The sequence below is a fragment of the Roseimarinus sediminis genome (assembly GCF_050433125.1).
GTDB classification, from domain to species: Bacteria; Bacteroidota; Bacteroidia; order Bacteroidales; family Prolixibacteraceae; genus Roseimarinus; species Roseimarinus sediminis.
Genome location: NZ_JBNPXV010000001.1, coordinates 399,842 through 412,796, shown reverse-complemented (window position 1 = coordinate 412,796; position 12,955 = coordinate 399,842). Strand labels below are relative to the sequence as shown.

Here is a 12,955-nt window from a genome sequence, read left to right as displayed (position 1 = left end):
TTTGAATTCTTATTATTTGTATGTTATTGATTTTAATTCGTTTAGTAATTGAATTAATTCATCAATTGACTTTGATCGATGAATTTCTTGTTCATTTGATGTGTTTTGTGAAAAATTATCCAAGGCTTCTTTAAGCCCCGAACCGATCGATTCCAATATTTTATCTTTAAAGCTATTTAATTCTTTCAGCTCTTTGGCTTGTTGTTCAATTTTGCACCGATGTTCTAAAAGTGTTAACTGGGTTTTGATGCGCACCAGCAATTCTTCTTTTTTGAATGGTTTGGTAATGTAATCGACACCTCCAACAGTAAAGCCTTTAACCACATCTTCCAGATCAACTTTTGCAGTGAGGAAAATAATGGGAATATCGCAAGTGGATGTGTCTTTTTTCAATGTACTGCATACTTCAAAACCGTCAATGCCGGGCATCATAATATCAAGCAAAATGATGTCGGGGCGTAATTTTGGGGCAAGCTCTAAAGCCTTTGTGCCATCAATGGCCATGGCCACACGGTACTTGTTTTCTGCCAATATATTGCCGAGTACCTGTAGGTTCTTTTTGTTATCGTCAACTATAAGTATGGTTGCCATGTTTTTTTATTTTAGCGCAGTTTTGAATTTGTTAATTAATACCTCAAATGCGTTTAAGTTTTGTTCAATCTCTTCTACATTAAACTCGTTTACGCTGTCTTTTAAAATATCGATGTATTGTTGCAATATCACGCACTGGTACTTGGTGTTGAATTTTGCCAAATCGGTACAAAATTCATCAATTTCGAAAATTACCAAAGTGCCTTTAATGCTATGCCACTTTTGAATAAATTGTTTTTCTAATTCTTGTGTCATTTGCGCTATTAGTTCCCGATTGGCTGGATCGCTCAAGCGGGTTCTTAAAATATCTTCGGTATGCGGGGTTTGTTCTTTTTCGGTTTTGTAAGGCAGGAATTGCTTTACGGCATTCAATAAATCCTTTTTACTGGCTGGTTTGCGGATATAACCGTTGAACATTTTTTTGATTTGGTGCTCATCATGCTGCAAGGCCGAAGCGGTGAGTGCAATAACGGGGATTTCCTTCCATTCGGGGCGGTTTTTTATTATTTCGGTTGCCGATATGCCGCTCATGCCGTGCATCCTGATGTCCATGAATATCAAATCGGGTTTTTCAAACTCCAACATTTCAATGGCTTTTTCTCCACTGTTCGATTCCAAAAAATTTAAGCCTTCGTATTCAAGTAATTGCTTTGTTACCTGAATATTGAAGTCAATATCGTCAACAATTAAAATTGTACTGTTTTCAAATATCAAATTATTATCGGTTGTGTCGGAGGGTTTGTCTGGCGACTGACCACCTTCGGCTTCTTCTACGTTATAAAGCAAAATGGTAAAAGTACTTCCTTTGCCAACTTTGCTTTTTACCAAAATTTCGCCGTTCATTTTTTCAAGCAGCTTTTTGGTGATTGCCAGTCCAAGCCCTGTGCCCTCGTATGAGCGGTTGCTTTGACCGCTTTGTTGGGTAAATACATCGAAAATCTTATCGAGTTGGTCACTAGGTATCCCAATGCCTGAGTCTTCAATTTCAATGGATAAGTCGAATTTGTTTTTGTTTTGATTTACAATTTTTGATTCGATTTTCACATAGCCCCTGTCGGTAAATTTAATGGCATTGCCCACAATATTGAATAAAATTTGGTGAAAACGTACTTCGTCCATTAAAATAAATTTGGGCACATTTGGTGATGTGATTATTTCAAGCGCTAGTTGTTTTTGCTGTACTTTTGGGTTAAACAACTGCTGTATCTCGTCTATTTTATGATTAAAATTCATGGGCTCGAACTCAAAGTCGAGTCTTCCTGCTTCAATTTTCGATAAATCGAGTATGTCGTTAATCAACGATAATAAAGTGCGGCCGCTACTGATGATGGCTTTGATTTGTTCTTTGTGTTTGGGGTTTTCCACTTTGTCGAGCAATATTTCGCTAAAGCCTAGAATTGCATTCATGGGTGTGCGTATTTCGTGCGATACATTGGCCAGAAACTCGCTCTTTGCCTTTGACATTTGTTCTGCCTCTTCTTTGGCTATTTTTAGTTGCTTTTCGTTTTCCTTAATGCTGGTCACATCGCGGATAATCGTAATCACTTCGTCATCCTTAATATGTATCATACGTGCCTCAAAGTCGCGCATCAGACTGTCAATCTCGTATTGATAATCGAATTGGAAAACATCGTTGCTGCGACATTCGTTAAGGGCCGATTCAAATTGCCTGGCAAAATCGTTGCTGAACAATTCCGAAGGGAGCTTGCCAACGGGGTTATTGTTTAAATGAAAAGGCAGGTTTTGAACCGATGAACGTTTTAAACTCTTCGCCCTGTTTTCTTTGTCATGAATAAAAATAAAGTCGGGTATGGCATCGATAATTGCCCTGTTTTCCTGCTCGCTTTTCTGAAGGTTTTCTTCGATGCGCTTTCGTTCATAAGCATTTGAAATGATACTGGCTAAAGTTCTCAAAAGTTCTAGTTCCGACTTTTCCCAGTGTCGGTTTTGAACGCATTCATCAAATCCAATAAAACCAAAGAACGAATTATCAACTGTAATGGGAAGTACCACAATAGATTTAATACCTTGTGGCTCAAGTACTGCAACTACATCGTCGGGCAAATTGTATATGTTTTCAGAATACACAATCCCATCGTTCATCAGCATATATTTCCACGAAGGTATTGCTTCGTCGTACGGTATATTTTGAAGTTCGTCAATTTGAGGCGAAATCCCTTCGCCGCACCATTCAAATGTGTTTGATGTGGCCGTAATGTCGGGGGTGTTTTCGAAAATATATAAACGGCTTATTCCAAGGTGTTCACCAATTATTTTAAGCGAATTATTTACTTTTTCATCGAAACTGCTTAACGTGTTCAGCTCAACGGCTACATTTGAGAGCAGGACTTGTTGCTTGAGTATTTTTTCGAGCTTGCGGCTTTGTTCCTTGTTCCTTTTTTTCGATAGTCGCTCTTCGGTTATATCGTGTGAAATGATAATTACTTCATTGTAAGTTAATGCCAGCTTATTTTCAAGCGATGACTGTAATTTCTGTATCGCATCCTGACGATCGGTGCAACCGGGGCAATTTTCGTTAAACAGGTGAATGTTGCTTCGTAGAAGCTTTTCCTCCCCTGTGAGTGTTTTAAAAGTAAGTTCGTAATAGCCTAAGCATTGTTTCTTTTTTATCAGCCTGGCAACATAAGCCTTCACTTTTTCTTTGTATTCATCATCAATAAAATCGAAAACATTCTTGCCAATAAGCTCACCGACTGAACTAAAGCCAAGGTTTTTTATCAGTTTGGTGTTGGCAAAAGTAATTAAGCCCTGCATATTGGTTTTACAAATCAGGTCGGGAACGCAGTTGATGATCGCATTCAAATCCATTTGGGATGATTCGATTGGTTGATGCTTAAAAATTTCAGATTGCTGCCCGGAATTATTAAACACCAGACTTTTTTCTTTCTCCAGCTCATCTGCTTCTAGCCTTTTTTGTTTTTCACTTGCCATAAATTATGCCTTAATAAAACAATTCGAATTGTCTAATAACAAAAACAGACTGTAATTTAAGTAAATGTTGCTAAACTATCCGTATCGAGAAATCTTTTCCCAATAATTATTTTTAAATATATATTCCTGGTTTCGTTTTACCTGCCCTGGTTGTCCAATTCACAATAAATGTCAAAATTCAATCTTAGCATAAAATATTTAAACCATTAAAATAGCAACAGAGAGAAAATGACACATTAATTCTAACATTGTTAATTAATTGATCGTACGTCACAATACCAGACCTGCCTTGCAAAAAGGATAAATTTCATTAATTGCTTTGGGCAACGATTTAAATATTCATCATTAACAAACCAATAATCACTCAATTTATTGAGCCACTCACTAAAACCTTATTGACTTTGTCATGCTTTTGGTATTATATTTAACCAAAAAACCAGTTTTACTTTTAAACCGTAACCATGAGAGAAGTAGAAATTATCAATTCAGGGAAAGAGGAAATTGTCTATCTCGATTTTTCCAATCTGAAATCAAAAGAACAAATTTTTAAGCAAATTGAGGTGTTTGGCGCTTACATAAAGAAGCAGCGTCCACGATCGATTCATACCATAACCAACCTCGAAGGAATGCATTTTAATACCGAAATTTACAATGCCTTCATTGCTTATGTAAACGGGAACTCACCCTTTGTTAAAGAAAGTGCTGTGATCGGGCTCAAAGGGTTGATGCAAATTTTCTACAAGGGCTTCATCAAACTTACCGGGCGGAATGTTCAGGTGTGCTCCACCCGCGAAGAAGCAATTACATTGCTTAGTCATAAGTTTGCCACTGCCGTATAAAAAAGAAACCGCCTCCAAAAGGCGGTTTCTTTTTGTCAATCTTAAGTTACGAAATGTCAATCATTTTCGGTGGCCTTGGCTTCACCTCTTCCCGCTTGGGAAGTTCAATGTAAAGAATTCCATCGCTGTACCTGGCCGAAATATTGTCACTGTCGACATGGCCTTCGGGTAAGGTGAACGAACGCTGGAAAGCCTGATAACTGAACTCTTTCCGGCTGTAACCCTCCTGTTTGTCTTCTGTTTCGTTTTTTTGTTCAGAAGAAATCGTCAGTACATCGTTTTCAAGTTTTACATTGAAATCTTCTTTTTTCATTCCGGGGGCAGCTACCTCGATGGCATATTTGGTGTCATCTTCCTTCACATTTACGGCAGGAATCGAGGTATTGGTCGATGAAAAATTACGACTGCCCCAATCCATCAGTTCGTCATTGAAAAAACGATCAAAGAATGTTGGAAATGATGGAAAATAATTGTTGCTTCTTCTAACTAGTGTCATGGCTAAATCCTCCTTCTATTTAATTCAACATTTAAATAATCAAACTCGAATCATCACAAATCAAAGCCTGTACCACCACAAAAAATAAGAAATATTGACAGTCTTCGACCAGTAAAACCTGACGTCTTTTCACTTTTAATCAACCTTTTACGACATTTTTTCCGCTTTTAAACATTCTTTATTGACACAAAAACAGGAAAGCTGATCATGTTAATTGAATTTTACCAGCTAATTTTTTATGGCCGCCAGTGCTTGCATCGCTTGAATAATAAATTATATTTGTGCCATAATCATTCGATAATGAGCACTTATAGCAACACTTATTTTTATTTCTATTATTATTTCGGTACCAAAAAAGGAATCGTATAGATTTGTGTTGCTTAATGAAAAGATACAGTTTATAGGGTTCCGGAACACGGAGCCCTTTTTTTTTGAACCTATTTCAGAACAGATGAAAATAACAATTGTAGGCCTGGGACTCATAGGCGGGTCAATGGCAAAAGACCTCAGGAATTCAGGTTTTGCCACTGAGATCATCGGGGTCGACAACAATGAAGCCCATCTTAAGCGGGCACTGGAACTTGGCCTGGCCGACCGTGGAAGCAGCCTTGAACAGGGTGTGAGCGAAGCCGACATCGTATTGCTGGCCATCCCGGTCGACAAAATAGAACAGGTACTGCCTCAAATTCTCGACAAAATTCACCCCGCCGCATCGGTCACCGATGTTGGTTCAACCAAGCTCAACATTTGCGCAGCAGTTGAGAACCACCCCATGAGAGGAAACTATGTTGCAGCCCACCCCATGTCGGGAACCGAAAATTCGGGCCCCGATGCTGCCATCGAAGGACTCTTTAAGGGAAAAATCTGCATTGTTTGCGATCAGGAAAAAAGTCGTCCTCAACACCTGGCTTTAATCGAAAAGATGTACCACGACATGGGGATGGACCTTGCCTACATGAGCGCCGACGAGCAAGACCACACCACGGCCCATGTATCGCATCTTCCTCACATCACCGCCTTTGCCCTGGCCAATGCCGTGCTCGACACCAACGACCGGAAAATCATTTTCGACCTGGCAAGTGGTGGCTTTCGTTCAACAGCCCGCCTTGCCAAAAGCTCTCCCGAAATGTGGGGCCCCATTTTTAAGCAAAATCAGTCCTACGTTGTTGAATCATTGAATGTGTACATCCGCCATCTCGAAGAGTTTAAACAAAGCCTGCTGGAGGATGATCAGCAGCACATGTACGATTTGATGTACAAGGCCAATAAAATACGCGACCTGCTGAATGGCGAAAGCCAGGACCTGGTAAGGAAGAAATCGACAACCACCAAAATGTATACGAAATAAAAAAGTTGAATTGAAAATATAAATACTTACAACATGACCATTGCGTTAGATATTACACCGATGAGCAGCTGGATGCCCGAAAGTCCCTACCCGCTGCTGATTGCAGGCCCCTGCAGCCTCGAAACCGAAGAGCAGTCGTTAAGCACTGCCCGTGAATTAGCCAAAGATCCCCGCGTACATGTAATTCGCGGAGGCGTATGGAAACCCCGCACCCGCCCCGGAAGCTTTGAAGGAATCGGCTCCATCGGCCTCGAATGGCTGAAAAAAATTAAGGCCGAAACCGGGCTGATGGTTGGTACCGAAGTAGCCAATGCACAACACACCGAAGAGTGCCTGAAAGCCGACATCGATGTTTTGTGGATTGGTGCCCGCTCAACCGGCAGCCCCTTTGTAGTACAGGAAATTGCCGATGTACTCAAAGGCAGCGACAAGGTAGTAATGGTGAAGAACCCCATGAATCCCGACCTGTCGCTGTGGATGGGAGCTTTGGAACGGCTCAATGCCATGGGGCTAAAAAAACTGGTAGGCATACACCGTGGTTTTTCACCTTATCAGGAAAGCAAGTACCGGAACTACCCGGGCTGGAAAACCTACATCGAGCTAAGACGCAGCATGCCCAACCTGCCCATTATTTGCGATCCCAGTCACATCGCCGGTAAACGCGAACTGGTGGGCGAAATTTCGCAAAAAGCATTCGACATGGGCTTCGATGGCCTGATGATCGAATCGCACATCGACCCTTCGTGTGCCCTGAGCGATGCAGCACAACAATTTACCCCGGCCGACCTGATGAAACTGATCGACAAACTGGTGATCAGAAAACAAAACATCGAAGATGCCGAATTTGGAAGTAAGCTCGACCAGCTCCGAAGCCGCATCGATGCCCTCGATACCGAGCTCATGGAAATCCTTTCGGCCCGTGCCGAAATTGTGACCCAGATTGCCGAATACAAGAAGAACAACAACGTGATGGCCCTGCAAATCGACCGCTGGACCAAAATGATGAACCAGCGCATTGAAACTGCCGGCAAGCTGAAACTTGATGATACTTTTGTGAAAATACTGTTCCAACTGATTCACGAAGATTCGGTCCGTCAGCAAACCGAGCTCATCGATAAAGAAGACTAAAACAAACAAAGGGGAGCTGCCGGCAGCTCCCCTTTGTATTTAAAAAACGAGCGAAAGCCTGTCGGCCCCGATACCGGCTTTACTTCCAGCACTGCAGGCAATATCCGCCAGGCATCAACTCAGGCATTCACCTGCTTTTGGACCATACGGAAGTAAACGTAGGAAATCGGCGTTAAGCCAGCTCCGATATCAGTGCTAAGCTGGCTCCGGTATCGGTGGTAGAGTAGCTCCGGTATCGGCGTTTATGTAACCCTGGTATCGGCGTTTATGTAGCTCCGGTATCAGCGTTTATGTAACTCCGGTATCAGCGTTTATGTAACTCCGGTATCAGCGTTTATGTAGCTCCGGTGTCAGCGTTTATGTACCTCCGATATCAGCGTACCTAAACGCCGGTTACAAAAGTACAGAAGCGCTTACTCAAAACGCTCAGATGCCTTGCAATCAGCCTGACATTATTTCCTTTCGGCTGTGATACGCGGCTTAACAGACTTGCAGGAAAAGCGAAAGAGGCCGCCCTTTGAAGGCAGCCTCTTTGCTGAAATCGACACTACTTATTTATAAAGATTTCGAAGAGCTGTGCCATTTCGTCGTTGTTCCACGAAGGCATCCCGTTGTTCCTGGCTACTTTGCCTTCCTTATCGACCAGCAAATAATGTGGTATTCCTGAAACACCAAAGCGCTCGCTCAGGATGTTCCATTCGTCTCGATCCAGACGGTAGTGTTCACCGCCAATTTCAGCCACCATGTTCTTCCAGGCTCCTTCGGGCGAGCTGTCGTTGGTAATATAAACAAAAACAATGGGCCGGCCATCAAGGCTTTCCTTCAGCGGCTTTATGCGTTGCATACCACTCCGGCAGGGGCCGCACCAGGTAGCCCAGAAATCGACATACACCACTTTGCCCTTAAAGGGTTCCATCATCGATTCAAACAATTGTTCGGAGTCGACATCAGGTGTCTGATGGACTACATAGTCTGATTTTGCTTTTAGTTCGGCTATTTTTTCAATGGTACGATCGTTACATGCACGTGCATATTGTGCGATAAAAGGAGTGCTCACTTCACTGGAAATGAGCTCCAGCTGGTCTTCACCAAGTGGCGTTAATTCTTCGACCACCGAACCCAGCTGATCCTGAACATACATCACATCCACTATGAGGCCGCGTCCAATGCCAAATTGCTGATTTAAAACAGCATTCCGGGCCTTCAGTCGTTCTTGTTGATGCCATTCTGTTGAGTAAGTCTGGTATTTCTGATAAAAGGCATGCAGGGCCTCGCTGTTGGATTTCCTGCTCTTTTGAGCCAGCTGTTCTTCCCTTCCTGAAATGGCTTTTGCTGCCCCGATCATCTTCAGTTCTTCGCCTGTAAGCTCCACTCCTTTGTCGGCAAAGGCTTTTTCAATATCGTGCCAAAATACAAAATCTTCCTGCTGATTGAGTTCTTCCAGTAAGGACTTGTGTTTTTCTGCAAAGGCTTGATGCTCCTTGTTATATTGCGCCGAGAAAGCCTTCCACTTTTCCATCGCTTTGCCATCCATGGCCTTTTTCTCTTCAGCCAGCATGTTATTTTCATCTTCTGTCAGCTCAATCCCTTTCGAATCAAGAAACTCGGCTAACAGAGATGGTGTCAGCGAAGTGGAAGATGGCCTTAAGAATTTAGCATACTTCAAACGATTCACCAGAAAGTAATAATTGGATGACAGCAAGAGCAACGGGTCGTTCATTGCACTGGGGGTAATGAAAGCATACCAGGAACTATCGGGCGAAGGAACATCATCCATGCTTACCTGTTCATCCTTTCCCTTTTTTGAGCGAAGTGCACTGTAATAGTTCATGTCGTAACTCAGAAGCCTTTCGAGGTAATCGCATTCGATATTTTTTTGCTTTACCTGGAACGCCTTTTCGGCAATGAACTTGCTTTGTTTCACTTCATGGAGGGCTTTCAGCTCCTTGTCGCGAATTTCGACACAGGTGGCTTTATAGGCTTCGGGCGTACTATCGAGTATGTTTTCGCGTACCTTATTATAATCGAAGTAATTGATGTCCTTCAGTTCAAAAAGGCCATTGTTCACCATGGCCATTTCGCCCTGAAACAGCAAGCCATTGTAAACGCTTCCGGCATCGAGCAGCTGGAAAGTATTTTTTCCGGGTTCGAGAAAAACCGTACGATGCATGCCTGGTACCGACAAGAAAACTTCCTCGGGATAGCACATGGGAATGCTTACCGAAAAATAGCCGCTCTCCTCAATTTTAAGCACATATGACTCCTGATTGCCGGTGAGCACATTGTTGACATGCACCATGCCGGTGGTAAAGCCCGCACGTGGAGTATAGTCGCGGATGTAGCCCGAATAAGTGGCTTCGGCCGATTTTAAGAGGGCTGCAGTATACACATCATTACCGGCTTTGGGCTGATCGGGCAAATCGTTGGGCCAGTCGTTCAGCTCGTACAGTGTCTGCTTGTCGGTGCCCATCCGGCACTGGTGTTCATTGATGCTCTCGAAGTAAAGTGTTTGTTTGCCTTTTTTATTGGAAAGGCTCACTGCCTCTATCGGTCCTTCGCTTGTCACCTCATCGATTTTCCAGAGCTGACTTTGATAAACCGCCACATCGTCGTAAAGGGCAATTTGCATTTGCTTGCTGCCGTCGGCTGCAAACCAGATGTTTTGAAGCACCGCGGCTAACGGGCTCGTCGTGCTTTCCTCCTTCAGCCTGATATCAAATATTTTCCAGTTTCCACCTTCATTGTCTTCGAAAAAGTCGATGCGTGCTGCTGTTTTATCGATGGCCGGAAAGAAGAGCTGGTATTCAACCCTGCCGCTTTCATCGAGATGATAGGCCGAATCCAGAGGAATTCCTTCGGCACGAAGTACATAATTTTTGCTTTCCGAGCCTACCACCTGAATGCAACTTCCTTTTGGTATAAAAATCCAGCTGCCGGGAGCAGCCTTGTACTCAAAGGAAAGGGAAGTCTCGCTGTCGCTCAGTTCAAGCGCTGTAATGCGAAGGTTCGAAACGGTGGAAAAACCTGTTCGGGGCTTTTCAATCTTTTGTGCGCATAGCGTACCGGCCAGCGCCAGTATCAAAATAAGAAGGGATAGTTTCATCTCTTTGGGTTTTTAAAGATTAATAATGAATGCCTTGCAATATACAAAACAAAATAATTAAGAGTTTATTATGTTTATTTAAAAAATGTTAACAAGCTGCAATGCTTAAACTTGACCAATCGGATGTCAACAAAGACAAATTCTCCCGAAAAGTCCTTATTTTTGAAGACTAAACGATAAAACATTTCAATGTTCGAAAAATCATTTCATCTCGAAGGAGTCGATCCCGTAGAATTTTATGGAGCCAACAACAACAACCTGGATAAAATCCGCTCCTACTATCCCAAATTGAAGATCATAGCCCGCGGCCACATTGTTAAGGCCATGGGCAGCGAGGATGAAATTGCACAATTTGAAAGCAAGCTGAATGCACTGCTCGATCAGTACCACGATTTTCACCGCTTGAGTGTTGAAACCATCGGGCTGATCATGAACGATCAGGGGGAAAGCCCCGATACCGGCGAAAAAGATGTATTGATTTATGGCAATACGGGGAAACCCATCAGGGCACGAACACCCAATCAGCAGAAGCTGGTCGATGCCTGCATTGAAAAGGACCTTATTTTTGCCATTGGCCCTGCGGGAACCGGAAAAACCTATACAGCCATTGCCATGGCGGTGCGTGCTTTAAAGAACAAGGAAATCAGAAAGATCATTCTGAGCCGGCCTGCGGTTGAAGCGGGCGAAAGGCTGGGTTTCCTGCCGGGCGATTTAAAGGAAAAGATCGATCCCTATCTGCAGCCTTTGTACGATGCGCTGGGCGACATGATTCCTCCCCGAAAACTCGAAGACTTTATGAAAGACAAGGTCATCGAAATTGCCCCGCTGGCCTTTATGCGCGGACGTACGCTCAGCAATGCCTATGTAATTCTCGATGAAGCGCAGAATACCACCGTGAATCAGCTGAAAATGTTTCTGACCCGCATGGGCTTGAACACCAAAATCATCATCACCGGCGATACCACGCAAATTGACCTCCCGCGAAAGAGCGATTCAGGTTTGATTCAGGCCATGCGAATATTAAAAGACATCGACGACATTGCCATCGTTCAAATGAACCAGAATGACATTGTACGTCACAAACTGGTACGCGACATTGTAAATGCCTACGACCAATTCTATGCCGAACAGGAAGACAGACGAAAGGCAGCCATCAGGAAAACCAAAGAAGAAGAAAATCAGTAAAATGACCTTCATCTATCAAAACTTTTTAAGTGATTTTTACATCAAAAAGCAAGCGAGATTGTTTAATTAGCGAAATGGATAAAATATTTGAGAGAGGATTCCTGTCAGTCAGATAGCAAAAAAGCAAAACACCTATAAACACACATAACAATGAGTAATGCGATTGTAACAACCGATTTCAACTTTCCCGGTCAAAAGAGTGTTTACCACGGCAAGGTTCGTGATGTATACAACATCGAAGATGAATACCTGGTAATGATTGTCTCCGACCGCATTTCGGCTTTCGATGTGGTGCTTCCCGAAGGCATTCCCTACAAAGGTCAGGTGCTGAACCAAATTGCAGCCAAGTTCCTCGATGCAACTCAGGACATTGTTCCCAACTGGAAGATTGCAACACCCGACCCCATGGTCACCGTAGGTCACATGTGCGAACCTTTTAAGGTCGAAATGGTCATCCGCGGCTATCTTACCGGCCATGCCTGGCGTGAATACCGCGATGGCAAACGCACACTTTGCGGCAACCCGCTGCCCGAAGGCATGATTGAAAATCAGAAGTTCGAAAAACCGCTGATTACACCAACCACCAAAGCCGATGTAGGCCACGACGAGGACATTTCGAAAGAAGAAATTCTGGCCCAGGGGCTGGTTTCAAAAGAAGACTACAAACTGCTTGAGCAATATACCTTCGAGTTGTTTCAGCGGGGCACCGAGATGGCAGCTGAAAAAGGACTGATTCTGGTCGATACCAAGTACGAATTTGGTAAGAAGGATGGTAAGATCTACCTGATCGACGAGATTCATACACCCGACTCATCGCGTTATTTTTACGCGGCAGGTTACGAGGAACGTCAGGCCAAGGGCGAAAACCAGAAACAGCTTTCGAAAGAATTTGTGCGCCAGTGGCTCATCGAAAACGGTTTTCAGGGCAAAGACGGTCAGAAAGTTCCCGAAATGAACGAAGCCTTTGTGAACAGCGTAAGTGAACGCTACATCGAATTGTACGAAAACATTACCGGCGACCAGTTTGTCAAGGCCGATGTAAATGATGTGCAGAAGCGCATCGAAAAGAATGTAAGTGAATACATTCAGACAAAACTATAAACAAAGCTCCTTTAGCTTATAAAAATGCCGGAAGCAAATCTCCGGCATTTTTTGTATCCCTTTTAAAACAAAGTTCATCCCCTATATTCCGGATCCTATTCAAAGATTTCATTATTTTTGGGACGAAGCAACCTTTTCCTGTTTTCTGCATCCATTACAACAAAGCTTGCTGGCATTAAAGAAGGAAAAGCCGATACAGCTGATTTTTTCCG

General features: G+C 43.2%; 9 protein-coding genes. 5 read left to right on the top strand and 4 right to left on the bottom strand.

Annotated elements, in window-relative coordinates; translation table 11 throughout:
• Positions 1-12: 12 nt before the first annotated feature.
• Entirely contained in the window at positions 13-591 is a 579-nt protein-coding gene (locus FHS86_RS01670; protein ID WP_429410456.1) for a response regulator, read from the bottom strand.
• Positions 592-597: 6 nt separating this feature from the next.
• Positions 598-3,543, bottom strand: coding sequence for an ATP-binding protein (locus FHS86_RS01665; RefSeq protein WP_429410454.1), 2,946 nt, complete (start codon positions 3,541-3,543; stop codon positions 598-600).
• Between the two features lie 461 nt (positions 3,544-4,004).
• On the opposite strand from FHS86_RS01665, the gene FHS86_RS01660 reads away from it, so the two are divergent.
• Positions 4,005-4,382, top strand: coding sequence for a hypothetical protein (locus tag FHS86_RS01660; protein ID WP_429410452.1), 378 nt, complete (start codon positions 4,005-4,007; stop codon positions 4,380-4,382).
• 46 nt (positions 4,383-4,428) lie between these two features.
• On the opposite strand, the gene FHS86_RS01655 is transcribed toward FHS86_RS01660, so the two are convergent.
• Entirely contained in the window at positions 4,429-4,878 is a 450-nt protein-coding gene (locus FHS86_RS01655; RefSeq protein ID WP_429410450.1) for an Hsp20/alpha crystallin family protein, read from the bottom strand.
• A gap of 451 nt (positions 4,879-5,329) precedes the next feature.
• On the opposite strand from FHS86_RS01655, the gene FHS86_RS01650 reads away from it, so the two are divergent.
• Both FHS86_RS01650 and FHS86_RS01645 read left to right on the top strand, forming a co-directional pair.
• A complete protein-coding gene (locus FHS86_RS01650; RefSeq protein WP_429410447.1) occupies positions 5,330-6,226 on the top strand; it encodes a prephenate dehydrogenase in 897 nt (298 codons plus the stop codon).
• 33 nt (positions 6,227-6,259) lie between these two features.
• Positions 6,260-7,354, top strand: coding sequence for a chorismate mutase (locus FHS86_RS01645; protein WP_429410445.1), 1,095 nt, complete (start codon positions 6,260-6,262; stop codon positions 7,352-7,354).
• Positions 7,355-7,901: 547 nt separating this feature from the next.
• Here the strand turns inward: FHS86_RS01645 and FHS86_RS01640 are convergent.
• Positions 7,902-10,457 (bottom strand): TlpA family protein disulfide reductase, encoded by a 2,556-nt coding sequence (locus tag FHS86_RS01640; protein WP_429410443.1) that lies wholly within the window; start codon positions 10,455-10,457, stop codon positions 7,902-7,904.
• A gap of 189 nt (positions 10,458-10,646) precedes the next feature.
• Here FHS86_RS01640 and FHS86_RS01635 point away from each other — a divergent pair, with 189 nt between their 5' ends.
• On the top strand, positions 10,647-11,642 hold the full coding sequence (locus FHS86_RS01635) for a PhoH family protein (RefSeq protein ID WP_429410441.1): 996 nt from the start codon (positions 10,647-10,649) through the stop codon (positions 11,640-11,642).
• A gap of 150 nt (positions 11,643-11,792) precedes the next feature.
• Positions 11,793-12,743: a phosphoribosylaminoimidazolesuccinocarboxamide synthase gene (locus FHS86_RS01630; RefSeq protein WP_429410439.1), complete on the top strand. Its 951-nt coding sequence runs from the start codon at positions 11,793-11,795 to the stop codon at positions 12,741-12,743.
• Positions 12,744-12,955 lie beyond the last annotated feature (212 nt).